This is a genomic window from Streptomyces sp. NPDC059957 (assembly GCF_042730015.1).
GTDB lineage: Bacteria > Actinomycetota > Actinomycetes > Streptomycetales > Streptomycetaceae > Streptomyces.
In genome coordinates, this window is sequence record NZ_JBHWMB010000014.1 from 25398 (window position 1) to 40595 (window position 15198).

The 15198-nt window shown below is 74.1% G+C and carries 13 protein-coding genes and 1 pseudogene; 5 read left to right on the forward strand and 9 right to left on the reverse strand.

Translation table 11 applies throughout. From position 1 onward, the window contains the following. Positions 1-27 precede the first annotated feature (27 nt). The 3 genes from ACFWBW_RS12120 to ACFWBW_RS12130 are packed head-to-tail and all read right to left on the reverse strand — an operon-like array spanning position 28 to position 2834. The gene (locus ACFWBW_RS12120) at positions 28-942 is read right to left on the reverse strand and encodes an alpha/beta hydrolase (RefSeq protein WP_385370872.1); all 915 of its coding nucleotides are present in this window, start codon (positions 940-942) and stop codon (positions 28-30) included. Beyond that, positions 939-1700 (reverse strand): SDR family NAD(P)-dependent oxidoreductase, encoded by a 762-nt coding sequence (locus ACFWBW_RS12125; RefSeq protein WP_385370874.1) that lies wholly within the window; start codon positions 1698-1700, stop codon positions 939-941. The genes ACFWBW_RS12120 and ACFWBW_RS12125 overlap by 4 nt, the downstream gene beginning before the upstream one ends. Before the next feature lie 3 nt (positions 1701-1703). Next, positions 1704-2834 (reverse strand): LLM class flavin-dependent oxidoreductase, encoded by a 1131-nt coding sequence (locus tag ACFWBW_RS12130; protein ID WP_385370876.1) that lies wholly within the window; start codon positions 2832-2834, stop codon positions 1704-1706. A 115-nt stretch (positions 2835-2949) separates the two neighbouring features. Here ACFWBW_RS12130 and ACFWBW_RS12135 point away from each other — a divergent pair, with 115 nt between their 5' ends. Continuing rightward, positions 2950-3603: a PadR family transcriptional regulator gene (locus ACFWBW_RS12135; protein WP_385371035.1), complete on the forward strand. Its 654-nt coding sequence runs from the start codon at positions 2950-2952 to the stop codon at positions 3601-3603. 47 nt (positions 3604-3650) lie between these two features. On the opposite strand, the pseudogene ACFWBW_RS12140 reads toward ACFWBW_RS12135, so the two are convergent. Next, positions 3651-4064: pseudogene (locus tag ACFWBW_RS12140) on the reverse strand (flavin reductase family protein); the annotation flags it as partial. Positions 4065-4160: 96 nt separating this feature from the next. Here ACFWBW_RS12140 and ACFWBW_RS12145 point away from each other — a divergent pair. Genes ACFWBW_RS12145 through ACFWBW_RS12160 form a run of 4 tightly spaced genes read left to right on the forward strand, consistent with a single transcriptional unit; the run spans position 4161 to position 8317 of the window. Continuing rightward, the gene (locus ACFWBW_RS12145) at positions 4161-5798 is read left to right on the forward strand and encodes a FadD3 family acyl-CoA ligase (RefSeq protein ID WP_385370878.1); all 1638 of its coding nucleotides are present in this window, start codon (positions 4161-4163) and stop codon (positions 5796-5798) included. After that, positions 5795-6979, forward strand: coding sequence for an acyl-CoA dehydrogenase family protein (locus tag ACFWBW_RS12150; RefSeq protein WP_385370880.1), 1185 nt, complete (start codon positions 5795-5797; stop codon positions 6977-6979). The genes ACFWBW_RS12145 and ACFWBW_RS12150 overlap by 4 nt, the downstream gene beginning before the upstream one ends. Positions 6980-7030: 51 nt before the next feature. Beyond that, on the forward strand, positions 7031-7759 hold the full coding sequence (locus ACFWBW_RS12155) for a VWA domain-containing protein (RefSeq protein WP_385370882.1): 729 nt from the start codon (positions 7031-7033) through the stop codon (positions 7757-7759). Positions 7760-7795: 36 nt separating this feature from the next. Next, positions 7796-8317: a pyridoxamine 5'-phosphate oxidase family protein gene (locus tag ACFWBW_RS12160; protein WP_385370884.1), complete on the forward strand. Its 522-nt coding sequence runs from the start codon at positions 7796-7798 to the stop codon at positions 8315-8317. A 21-nt stretch (positions 8318-8338) separates the two neighbouring features. Here the strand turns inward: ACFWBW_RS12160 and ACFWBW_RS12165 are convergent, their stop codons facing one another. The 5 genes from ACFWBW_RS12165 to ACFWBW_RS12185 form a co-directional block, all read right to left on the reverse strand. Beyond that, entirely contained in the window at positions 8339-9811 is a 1473-nt protein-coding gene (locus ACFWBW_RS12165; RefSeq protein ID WP_385370886.1) for a glycoside hydrolase domain-containing protein, read from the reverse strand. Between the two features lie 193 nt (positions 9812-10004). Continuing rightward, positions 10005-11102 carry a hypothetical protein gene (locus ACFWBW_RS12170; protein ID WP_385370888.1) on the reverse strand — a complete coding sequence of 366 codons (1098 nt, stop codon included), beginning with the start codon at positions 11100-11102 and terminating at the stop codon, positions 10005-10007. Continuing rightward, positions 11099-11305, reverse strand: a complete 207-nt coding sequence (locus ACFWBW_RS12175) for a hypothetical protein (protein WP_385370890.1) — start codon at positions 11303-11305, stop codon at positions 11099-11101. Before ACFWBW_RS12175 ends, ACFWBW_RS12170 begins: the two co-directional genes overlap by 4 nt. A gap of 141 nt (positions 11306-11446) precedes the next feature. Beyond that, positions 11447-12409 carry an FAD binding domain-containing protein gene (locus ACFWBW_RS12180; protein ID WP_385370891.1) on the reverse strand — a complete coding sequence of 321 codons (963 nt, stop codon included), beginning with the start codon at positions 12407-12409 and terminating at the stop codon, positions 11447-11449. Then, a complete protein-coding gene (locus tag ACFWBW_RS12185) occupies positions 12406-14967 on the reverse strand; it encodes a molybdopterin-dependent oxidoreductase (RefSeq protein WP_385370893.1) in 2562 nt (853 codons plus the stop codon). Before ACFWBW_RS12185 ends, ACFWBW_RS12180 begins: the two co-directional genes overlap by 4 nt. Positions 14968-15198: the final 231 nt, after the last annotated feature.

Here is a 15198-nt window from a genome sequence, read left to right on the forward strand (position 1 = left end):
ACGCGCCTTCTCTACGGCGTGTCCTCTCTACTGCGTGCCCGTCGCCGCCACCCACGCCCCCGCCGCCGCGATCGCCGCGGCCGCGGCGGGGAGCGGCAGGCCGAGGAACCCGTGGAAGACCCCGGGGACCAGCTGGATCGCGCAGTCCACGCCCGCCTCCCCCAGCCTTCGCCCGTAGGCCAGGCCCTCGTCGCGCAGGACGTCGCAGTCGGCCAGGACCAGCAGGGTGCGCGGCAGCCCCGAGAGGTCGGGGGCGCGCAGCGGGGAGACGTGCGGGTGGGCCGGGTCGCCGCCGTACTGCTCCCAGTACCAGGCCATGTGCGCGGCCGTGTGGAAGTACCCCTCGGCGAACTCGGCTACGGAGGGGTGCTCCATGGAGGCGTCCAGCGGCGGGTAGAACAGCAGCTGGCCGGCGACCAGTTCGGGGGCGCGCAGGGCCGTCACGGCTGCGAGGTTGCCTCCGCTGGAGTCCCCGGCGACGACCAGCCGTGCGGGGTCGCAGCCCAGTTCGGCCGCCCGCGCCCGGGCCCAGAGGAGCACTGTCAGCGCGTCGTCGGGCGCCGCCGGCCAGGGGTGTTCGGGTGCGAGGCGGTAGTCCGCGGAGACCACCACCGCGCCCGAGGCCGCGGCCAGCGCCCGGCACAGCGCATCGTGGGTGTCCAGGCCGCACATCACCCAGCCCCCGCCGTGGAAGAACACCGCCAGCGGGCGGTCCCCGGCGCCCGGCGCCGGGTCGTAGACGCGGACGGGGACGCCGTCCGCGACCGCGTCCCGTACGGAGGCCACCTCCACGCCGCCGCCGCGGGAGCCGGACGCGGCCGCCCGCAGGGCGGCCGGGTCCCCCGGTCCGGGAAAGAATGCCGACATCGCGTCGCACAGCCCGCGGGCCGCAGGGGACAGGGAGCCGGTACCCGAGCCGGTACCCGTGCCGGTGCCGCTCATCGCGCCGTCATCCCGCCGTCGACCGTGAACTCCGCGCCCGTGATGTACGAGGAACCGTCCGAGCAGAGGAAGAGGACCAGTTCCCCGACCTCCTCGGGCCGCCCGATCCGCCCCAGCGGCAGGTGCGACCAGTCCCGTCCCGCGACGGCCTCGCTGACCATCGGGGTGTCGATCGCCCCCGGATGCACGGAGTTGACCCGGATCCGGTCCCCCGCCAGGTCCAGTGCGGCCGACTTCGTCAGCCCGCGCAGGGCGAACTTGCTCGACCCGTACGCCGCGTGGCCCGGGATGCCGACCAGTCCGGCCGTGGAGGAGACGTTGACGATCGAGCCGCCTCCCCCGGCGCGCAGCACCGGGGCCACCGCCTGGATGCCGAGGAACGGCCCGAGGAGGTTGACGCGCAGCAGGGCTTCGAAGTCTTCGAGGCGCTGGCGTTCGACGTGGGCCGTGCGCCACAGCGCGGCGTTGTTGACCAGGGCGGAGATGGTGCCGAAGGCGCGTACGGCCTCGCGGACCACCTCCGACCAGTCGGCGGCGTCGGCCACGTCGTGGCGTACGTAGAGCCCCTGGTCTCCGAGGGAGTCGGCGACCGCGCGGCCCTCCTCCTCCCGGATGTCGGTGACCACGACGCGGGCTCCGGCCTCGGCGCACAGCCGGGCCTCGGCCGCGCCCTGGCCGCGGCCGGCGCCGGTGATGACGACGACCTTGCCGTCGAGGACCTTGCCGCTGTGGGCCTTGCCGTCGAGGGAGGGGGTCACGGGTCAGCCCTCCAGGGCGCGGAAGTGCGGGATGACGCTCTCGCCCCACTGGCGGATGGTCTCCATGCAGGCCTCCTGCGGGACGGTGCCCATCTGGATCAGGCACATGACCTCGTCGACGCCGATCTCGCGGAGCTGCTCGACGTAGGCGATGGCCGTCTGGGCGTTGCCGTAGGCATGCTCGGCGTTGTAGGTGCCGGTGTCTATGGGGCGGGCCGGGATGTTCGCCTCGTGGAGCTTGGCGACCAGCTCCTCGCGTCCCTTCTCCAGCGCGGCCACGTGCTCCTCGGCGGTCTCGTCCTCGGAGTAGCCGGTGGGCTCGGGGGCGTTGCCGTACCAGTGGGCGATGGACTCGGCGAAGAAGCGCTGGCCGCGGGTGCCCAGGCGCAGGGCGCGTTCGGCGTCGTCGAGGACGATGGTGGGGCAGAGCGCGGAGAGGTGGTCGTTGACCTCGGTGGAGACGAAGCGCTCGCCGCTGCGGGTCGCGATGGCCTCGTCGTAGACCTTGCGCATGGTGCGGACGTCGTCGGCGCCGGCGAAGCCCATCACGAGGGCTCCGATGCCCAGTTCGGCGGCGAGCTTGAGGGTGTCGTGCTTGGAGCAGGCCATGAAGAGCGGCGGGTGCGGGTCTTGGACCGGGCGGGGCAGGATCGCACCGGGGCCGATGTCGATGGAGCCGTGCCACTCGAACTTCTCCTCGCGCCAGGCGGAGGAGAAGATCCGCAGCGCCTCTTCCATCTGCGGGTAGGTGTCCTCGGGGCGGACCCCGTACATGGACATCTCCTGGCGGGTGGCGCCGCGGCCCGCGCCGATGTCCACGCGGCCGCCGGAGAGCACGTCGAGCATGGCGGCGCGTTCGGCGACGCGCACGGGGTGCTGGTAGCCGAAGGGCATGGTGACGACGCCGTGGCCGATGCGGATCTTCTCGGTCCGGGCGGCGACCCAGGTCAGGAAGATCTCGGAGGCGCTCATGTGGGCGTACTGGGTGAGGGCGTGGTGCTCCACGGCCCAGATCCGGTCGAAACCCATCTCCTCGGCGAACACGGCCTGTTCGACGCAGTCGTGGATGACCTGGCGCTCGCGTTCGGGCGTCGGGTCGACGAGCTGCGCCTCGAAGATCATCGAGAACTTCACGGGGGACCTCCCAGCCGTGCGCTGGGCACGGCACGTCGGTGATGTATTTCGAATAGGAATACTTCTAGCAGTCATACCCCGCCGGGGGAAGGGCGCCGCGAAGACCGGTCGTAGACTGCGCTGCGTGACGAACGAGGCGACAGAAGAGGCGAACGGCCGCACGCTCCCCGCGACCAGCTGGGCGGTGCTCGGACTGCTCTCCTTCGGGGAGGAGCTCTCCGGCTACGACCTGAAGAAGTGGTCGGACTGGTCGCTGCGCTTCTTCTACTGGAGCCCGTCCTTCAGCCAGATCTACAGCGAGCTCAAGCGGCTGGAGAAGGCCGGCTACGCCTCTTCGCGGATGGTCGCCCAGGAGACCGGCACCCGCGACAAGCGGGTGTACCGGATCACGGACGAGGGCATGACGGCCGTACGGCGCTGGGCGCGCGAGGCGCCCGTCGACCCGCCGGTGCTCAAGCACGGGCCGATGCTGCGGCTGTGGCTCGGCCACCTGCTGGAGCCGGAGCAGATGCGCGAAGTCCTGGTGCAGCACCAGGAGTTCGCGGAGAAGATGCGGCGGCGCGCGGTGGCCGACGCGGACGGGGCCAAGGAAGAGGCCTCGTGGGCGTACCCGACGCTCACCCTCAAGTGGGCGGAGCGGTACTACGCCTCCGAGCGCGACCTCGCGGCGGCCATGCTGGACGACATCGCGGCACTGGAGAGCGGGCGCGGCGCGAGCCCCGCACCGGCCCCGGATCCGGCGCCCGGCAAGCCCGGCAAGCGCCCGTAGGTGCGCCGGAAGTAGAGCAGCGGCGCGCCTTCGCGGTGTGCCGTGAGGGCGGTGACCCGGCCCAGGGCGATGGCGTGGTCGCCGCCGTCCAGGGCGGCCTCCAGATCGCATTCGGCGGTGGCGAGGACCCCGTCCAGCAGGGGCGCGCCGTTCCCGCCGGCCCGCCAGGGGACACCGGCGAACTTGTCGCCCCCGGTGACGGCGAAGCGGCGGCACAGCTCTTGCTGGTCGGCGGCGAGGATGTTGACGGCGAAGGCCCCCGCCGCCTGGATCCCGGGCCAGGTGGTGGACGTGCGCGCCGGGCAGAAGCAGACCAGCGGCGGGTCCAGGGACACGGAGGAGAAGGACTGAACGGCCATCCCCACGGGGCGGCCGTCGGCTCCGCGTGCCGTGATGACGGCGACGCCGGTACAGAAGCTGGACAGGACCGACTTCATGTCGGGCATGGCTGCCTCCCTCATGAGAACCTCCCTGATTATTTCTACTAGGTATATGCCTAACCGAAACACCTGTGATTGGATACCGCCCACGCTCGCTCGTCAAGTAGGGAGGGTCCGATGCCACCACCACCCCCGCCTCAACCACAGCAACAGCCGCAGCCGCAGCCGCCCGCCACGCTCGCCCGGCTCCCCGAGTACGCCGCCGACGCGTACGGGGAGCGCGAGGCGCTCGCCGACGGAGAGGTCCGCTGGACCTTCGCCCGCCTCGCCGCCGAGATCTCCGCGGCCGCCCGCGCCGCCATCGCCCACGGCATCCGCCCCGGCGACCGGGTCGCGATCTGGGCCCCCAACAGCCGCCGGTGGATCACCGCCGCCCTCGGCGCGGTCGGCGCCGGAGCCGTCCTCGTACCGGTCAACACCCGCTACAAGCCCGCCGAGGCCGCCGACGTCATCCGGCGCAGCGGCGCCCGCGTGCTGTTCACCGAGCGCGGGTTCCTCGGTACCGACTACGCCCGTGACCTGCACGCCTCCGGCGAGGACCTCGGGGCGCTCGCCTCGACGGTGATCCTGCGCGACGGGCGCGGGGAGCACTGCGCGGGTGACGACGGCGCAGGCGTCTCCTGGGAGGCCTACCTGCACGCCGGCGAGGCCGTCCCCGACGCGGAGCGGGCCGCGCGGGCCGCCGCCGTACGCCCCGGGGACCTCAGCGACATCCTCTACACCTCGGGCACCACCGGGCGCTCCAAGGGGGTCATGACCACCCACGGCCAGACCGTCCGGCTCTACGCCTCCTGGTCCGGCCTTGTCACCCTGCGCCCCGGCGACCGCTACCTGCTGGTCAACCCCTTCTTCCACACCTTCGGCTACAAGGCCGGCGTGCTCGCCTGCCTCCTGCGCGGGGTCACGATGCTCCCCGAGGCCGTCTACGACGCCGACCGCATCCTGCACCGCATGGCCGCCGAGCGCGTCACCTGTCTGATGGGCCCGCCGACCGTCTTCCACGGCCTGATCCGCCACCCGGCGCGGGCCGCGCACGACCTGTCGGCGCTGCGCCTGGCCGGCACCGGGGCCGCCTCGGTGCCCACTTCCCTCGTCGAGGAGATCCGCGGCGAACTGGGGGCGCCCGACGTGTTCACCGCGTACGGGCTCACCGAGTCCGGCGGAGTCGTGTCCGTCTGCCCCACCGACGCCGACGCCCGGACCCTCGCGCACACGGTCGGCCTGCCGCTGCCGGACACCGAGGTACGGATCACCGACCCGCTCGGCGCCGTGCTGCCCGCCGGGGAGCCGGGCGAGGTGCAGGTCCGCGGCTACCACGTCACCCCCGGCTACCTGGACGACCCGGCGAGCACCGCCGAAGCCGTGCTGCCCGGCGGCTGGCTGCGCACCGGGGACATCGGCGTGCTCGACGGGCGGGGCTACCTCGCCATCACCGACCGGCTGAAGGACATGTACGTGGTCGGCGGCTTCAACGCCTATCCGGCGGAGGTGGAGAACGTGCTGCTGACCCACCCCGCCATCACCGACGCGGCGGTCGTCGGCGCCCCCGACGAGCGGCTCGGCGAGGTCGGGGTGGCCTACGTCGTCACCACCGGCCCGGTCACCTCCGAGGAGCTGACCGCCTGGACCCGGGAACGCCTGGCCAACTTCAAGGTGCCTCGGCGGTTCACCCGGCTGGAGGAGCTCCCGCGCAACGCGGGCGGCAAGCTGCTGAAGACGGAGCTGCGCCGCACGGCGCGAGGGGAGTCGGCGTGAGGCCGCTGGAGCCGACGGGGGAGCAGGAAGAACTCCGCGGCGCGGTACGGGCCGTCCTGGCCCGCCACCCCGGCCACACCGCCTGGGCTCCGCTGACGGCGCAGATCGGCGCGGCCGGGCTCGCGGTCCCCGAGGAGTACGGCGGGCTGGGCTGCGGGCCCGCCGAAGTCGGGGTGGTCATGGCGGAGTTGGGGCGCGCGCTGAGCCCCGTACCGTACCTGGGTTCGGCGGTGCTGACCGTGGGGGCCCTGCTCGCGGCCGGCGACCGGGAAGCCTGCGCGAAGCACCTGCCGGACCTGGCGGAGGGCACGGTCGTGGGCGCGCTGGCCTGGGCGGAGTCCCCGGGTGCCGGACCTGGCTCGGCGGGGAGCAGCGGGTCCGGGCCCCGTTCCGACGTCCCGCGCGAGGGCTGGGAGGCCCACGAGCTCGCGGCCCGGGCCGAGCCGGCAGGCTCCGGCTGGCTGCTCACGGGCACCAAGCGGTACGTCCTGGCGGGACCGGCCGAACCGTCCCTGCTGCTGGCCTTCGCCAGGATGCACCCGGCCCCGGGCGCAGTCCCGGACGCAGCCCCGGGACCCGGAACCGAGCCCGGCCAGGGCCATGGCCCGCTCGGCCTGTTCGAGCTCGTCGCCGCGCCCGCGGCCTTCACCGTACGGTCCACGATGGACCGCACCCGCCCCCTCGCGGAGCTGACCCTGGACCGGACCCCGGCCCGGCTGCTCTCGGCCGACGGCGCCGGAGTCCTCGCCCGGGTCCGGGACCTGGCCTGCACGGCGCTCGCCGCCGAACAGGCGGGAGCGGCGGCGCGGGCGCTGGAGGCGACGGTCCGGTACGCGAAGGAGCGGGTGCAGTTCGGGCGGCCGATCGGCTCCTTCCAGGCGGTCAAGCACCGGCTCGCCGATCTGCACACCGCGGTGGAGGGCGCCCGCTCCCTCGCCCTCGCGGCAGCCGCCGCCGACGCGGCCCCGGACCTGGCGGCCGCCGCCAAGTCGGCCTGCTCGGAGGCCTACGCGTACGTGGCGGGCGAGATGATCCAGCTGCACGGCGGCATCGGCATCACCTGGGAGCACGAGGCGCACGAGTACTTCAAGCGGTCGCACGGCTCGTCCCTGCTCTTCGGCTCCCCCGCCGCGCACCGTCAACGGCTGGCGGCCCGTTTGGGGTTTCTCCCGACGGGGTGACGCGCCGGTGACCGGGGGCACGGGGGACGGTGGCTGTCGTACGCTCGGCCCATGACGGGCAGTGCGATAGACCTCCGGAAGATCGAAGAGACCGCCCCGGCGCTGGTGAGCCTGTACAAGAGCGCCGGGACCTCCCTCCGCACGCACGGCCTGGAGGGCGGCCGGGCCGCGGTCTACCTCGTCCTCGACTACTCCGGTTCCATGCGCCCGTACTACGACGACGGCAGCGTGCAGGCCCTCGCCGACCGGGTGCTGGGACTTTCGGCGCACCTGGACGACGACGCCCGCGTACCGGTCGTGTTCTTCTCCACGGAGGTCGACGCGGTCGAGGAGATCTCCCTGGCCGGCCACGAGGGGCGGGTCACCGCGATCGCCGCCGGTCTCGGCCACATGGGCAAGACGGCCTACCACGCGGCGATGGACGCGGTGATCGACCACTACCTGGACTCGGGGTCGGCCCTTCCCGCGCTCGTCGTCTTCCAGACCGACGGCGGCCCCATCAACAAGCTCGCAGCCGAGAAGTACCTGTGCAAGGCGGCCCGGCTGCCGCTCTTCTGGCAGTTCGTCGGCTTCGGCAACACGCGCAGCTCCCAGTTCGACTTCCTGCGGCGGCTGGACGAACTGCCCGTCCCGGGCGCGCGGGTCGTGGACAACGCGGGCTACTTCCACGCCGGCCCCGACCCGCGGACCGTCGCGGACTCGGAGCTCTACGACCGGCTCGTCGGGGAGTTCCCGGGGTGGCTGGCCGCCGCCCGGGCGGCGGGAATCGTGCGCGCCTGAGGGGCGGTTGTCACCGCCTCGCGCTTTGATGGAGGTATGACGACGAACAACTGGGCCGTATTCGAAAAGGCGGAACCGGAATTCGCGGCCGCCGTGCAGGCCCGCTTCGCGCAGTTCCCGCACCACGTCCTGGCGACCCTGCGCAAGGACGGCTCCCCGCGCGCGACCGGGCTGAACGTCGAGATCCGCGGCGGCGAGCTGTGGCTCGGCATGATGCCGGGGTCGATGAAGGGCAAGGACCTGCGGCGCGACGGACGCTTCGCCCTGCACACCAACCCGGGCGCGGGCGAGACGATGCCCGACGGGGACGTACGGATCTCCGGGCGCGCGGTGGAGATCGTGGAGCAGCCCGAGCTCCACCGGTACGCGGAAGAGGCCGAGGAGAACGACACCCCGCACCCCTTCGACCTCTTCCGCGCCGAGCTGACGGAAGTGGTGCACGTCGGCGTCGAGGGCGACGACCTGGTGGTCCGCTCGTGGACCCCGGAGCACGGGCTGCGCACCCTGCGCCGGGGCAATGACGACGAGCCGGCCCGCGAGGAGCCCGCGGCGGGCTGAGCCGGCCCGTCTCTCACAGCACTAGGTCCTGGCAGGGGTCCCGGTCAGGACGTCCGCCAGGATCCCGGGCGGGGTCTTGGCGGGGGCCTTCGGGGTCTTGGCGGGGGCCTTCGGGTTCTTGGCGGGGGCCTTGGAGGTCTTGGGCGCCTTGCCCGGGGCCTTCGGGGTCTTCGGAGCCTTCGCCGGGGCCGGTGTCTTCATGGCCGGGGCGCCGACTTCCAGCCAGCTCCGGTCGATGTTGAGCTTCACGTCCCCGTACGTGGCGTCGTGGTCCCCTCGGAACTGGTGGGCGCGGCGGCCCCCCGTCCACTGGTTCATACCGGCGGGCAGCCCCATGTCGGTGTCGGCGACGGAGGCCACGCCGTTCCAGCGGGCGACCCACAGCACGTCCGGCATGGCGTCCGGGGCCTGGGCGTAGTGGGCGCTCAGCGCCTTGGCCCCGGAGCTCGCGGCGACGTAGGCGGCGGCGCCGTAGCCCAGTTCGTGCAGGCGGACCGTCCAGGCCGTGAGGTAGGCGACGACCGGGGCGTCCCAGGTCGCCCGGTCCGTGTAGTTCTCCAGGTCGTTGTAGAGGACCGTGCCCTCGGCCATGCCCAGGGCCGCCGCGGCGTGGGCCGCGCCCTCGGCCTCGGCCCGGCCCTGCTCGTTGGCCTCGGAGGGGTCGGTGGACAGGCCCGTGGAGGAGCTGTTCCAGGGCTGGGGGCCGACCCAGATCGGCATGAGGTGCCAGCCCGCCTCGGCCTGCCGGCTCACCCATCCGGCGGTGAGCTGCGGCTGGGCGCAGGCGCGGGCACGGCCGCCGATGTACACGCCGACGGCGCCGAAGGGCGAGTCGGCCCGCCACGCGTTCATGGTGCGCTGGGTGGGGGCCGTGCAGGCGTCGAAGCCCTCGCCGGTGAAGGGCCCCTGGACGGTCGTACGGGGACCCCCGCCGGCGACGCCGACCGGATCGACGGGGACCGGGCCGGGGGCGGCCGGGGGTGTGAGGGCGCGGGCCGCCCTGGTGAGGACGCCACGGACGGCCTCGGGGGTGGACGCGTAGGAGACGGTGGCCATCACCCCGGCGCGGCGCAGGGCGTAGCGGATCTCGTTGCTGTCGCCCCGGACCTTGGGCAGGGGGTCGCCCTCCTCGCCCCCGACGGTGGGGATGTCGGCGCGCGGCGGGGCTCCGTCGAGCGGCTCCAGGTGCAGGGTGTCGGAGCGGGGGGCGGCGGCGCGGGCGGCTCCGCATTCGCCCTGGCCGCCGGCGTGCCCGAGGTAGAGGGTGGGCACGTCGAGGCGCAGGCAGGCGTCGGGGTTCCGGTCGAGGTCGACGACCCGCCAGTCGGCGGGGACGGTGAGGCGCAGCCCGCGGTAGTCGACGGTGCGGCCGTCCGCGCTGTGGGCGTCCGCGCCGCGGCCCTCGGCGGGGTGCCCGTCGGCGGCCCCGAGGGAGACGGGAGCGAGCAGCGCGGCGCCCAGCAGGCAGCTCAACATCATGTGGGAGGGGAGCATGTGACCCACTGTTACCAGAAGGCCCCGGTGTTGACGCAGAGGCACGAGAGCCCGCGGTCACCTGTTGACGGGACGGCCGCACCGCACCGCGCGCGCCCCTCCCCGGCTCCCCTTGGCTCCCCCTGCCCCCCCTGGCTCCCCCTGCCCCCCCCCTGGCGCCCACTCCGCCGCCGGGCGCCGACCGCGTTCCGGCCTACTCCTGCGGCTCCCCCTGTTCCTGGAAGGCGGGCAGGGCGAAGATCCGCTCCTTCCCCGCCTCCTCCATCAGCTCGACGAGCGGCAGCACCAGCTCCCACAGGTCCTGCTTGTCGACCTCGCGGACGAGTCCTTCGAGCTCCGCGTCGCCCAGTCCGGCGGCGGTGTCGGCCACCACCTTGCGCGCCTCCTCGGGCAGTACGCCGACCAGCGGCAGGAAGGCGCCCCACAGCGCGGTCGCCACGACGGCCCGTACCACCCCGGTCAGTACGAGCGGGTCCCGCAGGGAGTCCAGCCGGGCCACCGCGAGGCGGTCCTCCTCGCCGAGCAGCGCCACGAGCGGGAGCAGCGACTCCCACAGGCCCTCGGCGTGCGTCACCCGGACGAGCGAGTCGAGTTCGGCCGCGCCGAGGCGGGCGGTGAGTTCGGCGATCCGCAGCCGCTGGTCGCCGCCGACCATCGCGGCGACACCGAGGGCTTCCTCCCAGAGCCCCTCGGCGGCGGCGGCCCGTACGACCGCGCCGAGGCGCTCGTCGCCCATGAGCTCCAGGATCCGGGGCAGCCGCTCGGGCAGGTCCATGTAGAAGCCTGCGCGCAGCACCGCCGCGTCGTCGACCTGGTCGAGGATCCGGCGGAGCACCTGGTCCCGCAGGTGGCCCACGAACCGGCCCATGGTGAGGTGGTCGCGGTTCTCGGCGAGGGTGGTGGCGATGCGTACGACGAGTCCCTCGTCGAGCCGGTCGACGATCCCGGAGATCTTCCGCGGGTCCAGGTGCCCGCAGGCCTCGGCGGTGAAGGAGACGGGCAGTTTCTCGATGATGGCGGCGGCCCGGCCCGCTTCCAGGCGGCCGGCCACGCCGGCGGCGAGCCGGGGCCCGAGCGCCTTCTGTGAAATGGCGGCCGCCACCCCGGCCGGCACCAGCTTGGTCGCGGCGGCGATCCGGTCGAGCATCTCGGGTGCGCCGTCGTTCAGTACGCCGCTGACCTGCTCCCGGAACGCCCGTACGTCCTCGTCCGGCAGTGCGCGCAGGAAGCCGAGCTCCCCGGCGTCCGTGCCCACCAGCCGGGCGATCTTCTCCACTTCGGCGCGGCTCACCGGAACAGCACCTTGCGCACGGCCCCGCGCGCGAGGGCCGGGACCAGTCCCAGCGCCTCCTCGGCGGCCTGGTTCAGGCCTTCGGCCTGCCGCGCCCGCTCCGCCTTGAGCGCCTCGGCGAGCCGTACGAGCTCCCCGGCGTCCAGCTCCGCGAACGAAGCGGGCGGCCGGGCGCCCCCCAACTCCCCGCCCAAACGACCCATTTCCTCATCCGTACGCACGGGACGACCTCCCACACCAGAGACGACACGACGGCTCGCGTCGAGCGTGGGCCTGAATTGACTAATAGTCAATACTCGCGGGTAGGGCCTCCGGTGGGCGACCTCGGCTCCGTCGGCGGGTGGCTAACCGGTGAGGGCCGCTCCGGCGGCCCGCTCCAGCACCTCCAGCACGGTGTCGCGGAACAGGGTGGCCTTGTAGCCGGTCTGCGGTAGCGGCCGGCAGCGGTCGAGCACCGTCGCGGCCGCCGCCGCGAGGAGCTCGGGGGTGACCTCCCGGCCGATCAGGACGGTCTCCACCTCCGGCAGCCGCAGCGGGACCCGTGCCACGCCGCCCGCCGCGACGGCGGCGTGCGTGACGGTGGCGCCGTCCAGCGCGAGCCGGGCGGTGGCCTCGACCAGGGGCCATTCGCCGTGGGCCCGGCTGGTGGCGCGGTGGCAGGCGGCGCGTTCGCCCGGCAGGGGCGGTGGCAGCCGGACCGCGGTGAGGATGCGGTCCGGTGCCAGCAGGTGGTCGGCCCGGTGGAGCCGGCCGCCGTCCCCGTACAACTCGGCTACGCTGCGCGGCGATTCGCCGTGGATCTCGGCTGCGGCGTCATAGGTGAGCAGGGCCATCGCGAGGGTCGACGGGTGCGGGGCGACACACGGGCCGTCGCCGCTGACCACGCCGAAGTGGTGGTCGCCCTCGCGCGCGGGGCAGCCTGAGCCGCCCTTCTGGAGGCAGCTGAAGTGCGGATTGCGGTAGTACCAGCAGCGGTTGCGCTGGAGCAGGTTGCCGCCCAGGGTGCCGGCGGCGCGGATCTGCGGGGTCGCCGCGGTCCCGGCCGACAGCGCCAGGGCGGGCCAGCCGGAGCGCACCCGCGGATCGGTGGTCAGCTCGGCGAGCGTGGTGAGGGCGCCGATCCGCACCCCGCCGTCAGGCAGCGGCGTACAGCCGCGCAGGCCGTCGGCGCCGTCGAGGTCGGTGAACGGGCCCGGAGTGATGCCGGAGTGATGCCGCGCGGTGGTGTCGGTGCCACCGGCGCGCAGCTCCCCGCCGCGGGCCAGGACGGCGGCCGAGAGGTCGGTGAGGGTGGGCTCGGTGCTCACGTACCCAGTCCTTCCAGGAGGCGGTCGGGGCGGATGGGCATGTCGTACGGGCGCCGGCCGGTGGCGTCGTGGACCGCGTTGGCCAGGGCTGCCGCGGTGGGCAGGGTGGAGATCTCGCCGAGGCCGACTCCGCCGCCGGGGACGTGTTCGAAGCCCTCCTGATGGAAGTGGACGGTGATCTCGGGGGTGTCCGCGATGCCGGGGATGCGGTAGTCCTCGAGGTTGTCGGTGAGCACCCGGCCGGTGGCCGGGTCGGTGCGCCGCTCCTCGAACAGGGCGTAGCCGACGCCCTGGATGACGGCGCCCTCGCACTGGCTCCGGGCCAGGCGCTCCTCGTGGATGCGGCCCGCGGCGATGCCGCTCCACACGCGCAGGGGGCGGATCCGGCCGAGCCGGGTGTCCACTTCCACCTCGGCGACCTGCACCGATCCGGTGAATCCGCGGCCGATCGCCACGCCCCCCATGGTCAGATTGAGGGGGGTCACGAAGCCCCGGTGGTCCCGGGTGCGCCGGCCGGTGACCCGTACCCCGTTCGCGAGGCCCAACCGGGAGACCACGTCGCCGTCACCGGCGCCGAGCGCCTCGCGCAGCCGTGCGGCGGCGTCCGCGGCGGCGGGCACGATCGACGGCGTGGTGCGGCTGCCGCCGGAGGTGGGGCCGTGGACGGTGTCGCTGTGCCCGACCTCGGCACGCACCCTCTCCTCCGGCACGCCCAGCCCCTCGGCGACTGCCCGGTGCAGTACGGTGCGCGAGCCCGTGCCCATGTCCTGTACGGCGCAGCGGGCGACGACGATCCCGTCCTCGACGGTGAGCTCGACCTCGGTGACGGGGTCGAGGAAGTACAGCCAGTTGGCCGCCGCGACACCGACGCCCCGGCGGAAGCGCCCGGTGCCGCCGCGGGTGCCCGACCAGGCCGGGAGCGCCGAGGCCAGGTCGTAGAGCGCGTGGCGCTTCGGGTTCCCGTCCCAGCGGCGGCGGAGCGCGATCGGGTCCTGGCCGAGCCGGTGGGCCATCTCGTCGACGGCCTGCTCGAGGGCCCAGCACATCGTGGGGCCGCCGGGACCGCGGAACGGGGCGCCCGGCGGCCGGTGGGTGACGGCGTCGAAGTCCCGTAGCCGGCGCGGTGCCTTGCCGTACATGAACCGGGCGAGCGCCGCCACGGTGCCGCCGACCGAGACCCCGCCGTCGGTGTCCACGTCCATGGCCAGCGCGCTCAGCCCGCCTGCCGCGTCCGCGGCCATCGCCAGCCGGATCCGGGTGCCGGGCCGGTACCCGCCGTCGGTGAGCTCCTCGTCCCGGTCCAGCACCACCCGCACCGGGGCGCCGTGCAGCCGGGCCAGCTCCACCGCGGCGACCACGTCGGAGGTCAGCCCCATCTTGCAGCCGAAACCGCCGCCCACGTGGACGGCCCGGGCCACCACCCGTTCCACGGGCACGCCGAAGCGCTCGGCTGCGAGTACGGCCACCTGCTTGACCGACTGCGTGGACACCTCCAGGTGGAGGGTGCCGTCGACCCACTCCGCCAGGCAGGCGTGCGGTTCGAGCGGCGTATGGCTCTGCGCGGCGGTCGTGAACAGGCCCTCGACCACCCGCTCGGGGCTGTTCTTACGGGCCTCCGTGATCCGGCGCACGGCCGTGGCCGGGCGCTTGCTCATCGCCGACGGCCCGCGCCGGTTGCCGCGCCAGCGGGCGGGCGTCAGCTGCGGGGCCTCACCCGACCCGGGCGCCAGCTTCCGCGACGCCTTGTCCTCGTAGACCAGCGGCCCCTCGCCGGCCCGGGACCGGCTCACGTCGAGGGCGGCCGGCAGCACCTCGTACTCCACCGTGACCCGCTCGGCGGCCGCCCGTGCCGAGGCCCGGTCCGCCGCGGCGACCGCCGCCACGGGCTGTCCGACGTACCGCACCACCCCGTCGGGGGGCAGCATCGGCACCACCACCACATCCCCGGCCTCCAGGGACCGTACGTGCGCATGCGCGTGCGGCGAGCGGATGATCACGCCCTCCAGCAGCCCCTCGGGCCGGTGATCGGTGGTGTACCGGGCCGACCCGTCGACCTTCTCGGGAGCCTCGGCTCGCGGAACGGCCGCCGCCTCCCCGTCGTAGTCCCCCGCACAGGCCGCCGCCACGGCACTGAAGATCCCCTCATAGGCCCCGCACCGGCACAGGTGCCCCGCCAGCGCCTCCGCGATCTCCTCCCGCCCCGGCCTGCTCCGCCCGTGCGCGGCCCGCCACCGCTCGAAGAACGCGGCCGCCTCGACCACGAACCCGGGCGTGCAGTAGCCGCACTGGAGGGCGTCCTCACCGGCGAAGGCACGCCCGACCGGGTGACCGGCCAGCCCCTCCACCGTCGTGACCCGCCGCCCGGCCAGCCGCACCGCCGGCGTCAGACACGCCACCCGAGGCTCACCGTCGACCTGCACCGTGCAGGCCCCGCACACCCCGCCGGCACAGACCAGCTTGGTGCCGGTCAGCCCCAACTGCTCCCGCACCACCTCGACGGCGGCCGGATCACCGTCCACGTCCACCACACACGGGACGCCATTGACCTCGAACTCCACGGGAAGCACTCCTCAGCGTGGGGGCGGCGACCCCCACACCCACCGGGCTCGCCTTCACCCCCCTTGATAACCCGCCACGGCCCACCCCGCAGGTCGGCACCCCGCCCCGGCAGCGGATGAAACCCACCCCGAAACGCCACAACGCCCGCCACCCCTGGTCGGGGACGTGGCGGGCGCTGTGTCGAGTGCCGTACTTCGTTGTACGGACCGTATGAGGGGTCCCGGCCGGGG

What these genes read in the sequence shown, in the direction of transcription:
- ACFWBW_RS12120 (WP_385370872.1), bottom strand. Translation starts at nt 942, where the DNA reads ATGAGCGGCACCGGCACGGGTACCGGCTCGGGTACCGGCTCCCTGTCC.
- ACFWBW_RS12145 (WP_385370878.1), top strand. Translation starts at nt 4,161, where the DNA reads ATGCCACCACCACCCCCGCCTCAACCACAGCAACAGCCGCAGCCGCAG.
- ACFWBW_RS12155 (WP_385370882.1), top strand. Translation starts at nt 7,031, where the DNA reads ATGACGGGCAGTGCGATAGACCTCCGGAAGATCGAAGAGACCGCCCCG.
- ACFWBW_RS12160 (WP_385370884.1), top strand. Translation starts at nt 7,796, where the DNA reads ATGACGACGAACAACTGGGCCGTATTCGAAAAGGCGGAACCGGAATTC.
- ACFWBW_RS12165 (WP_385370886.1), bottom strand. Translation starts at nt 9,811, where the DNA reads ATGCTCCCCTCCCACATGATGTTGAGCTGCCTGCTGGGCGCCGCGCTG.
- ACFWBW_RS12175 (WP_385370890.1), bottom strand. Translation starts at nt 11,305, where the DNA reads ATGGGTCGTTTGGGCGGGGAGTTGGGGGGCGCCCGGCCGCCCGCTTCG.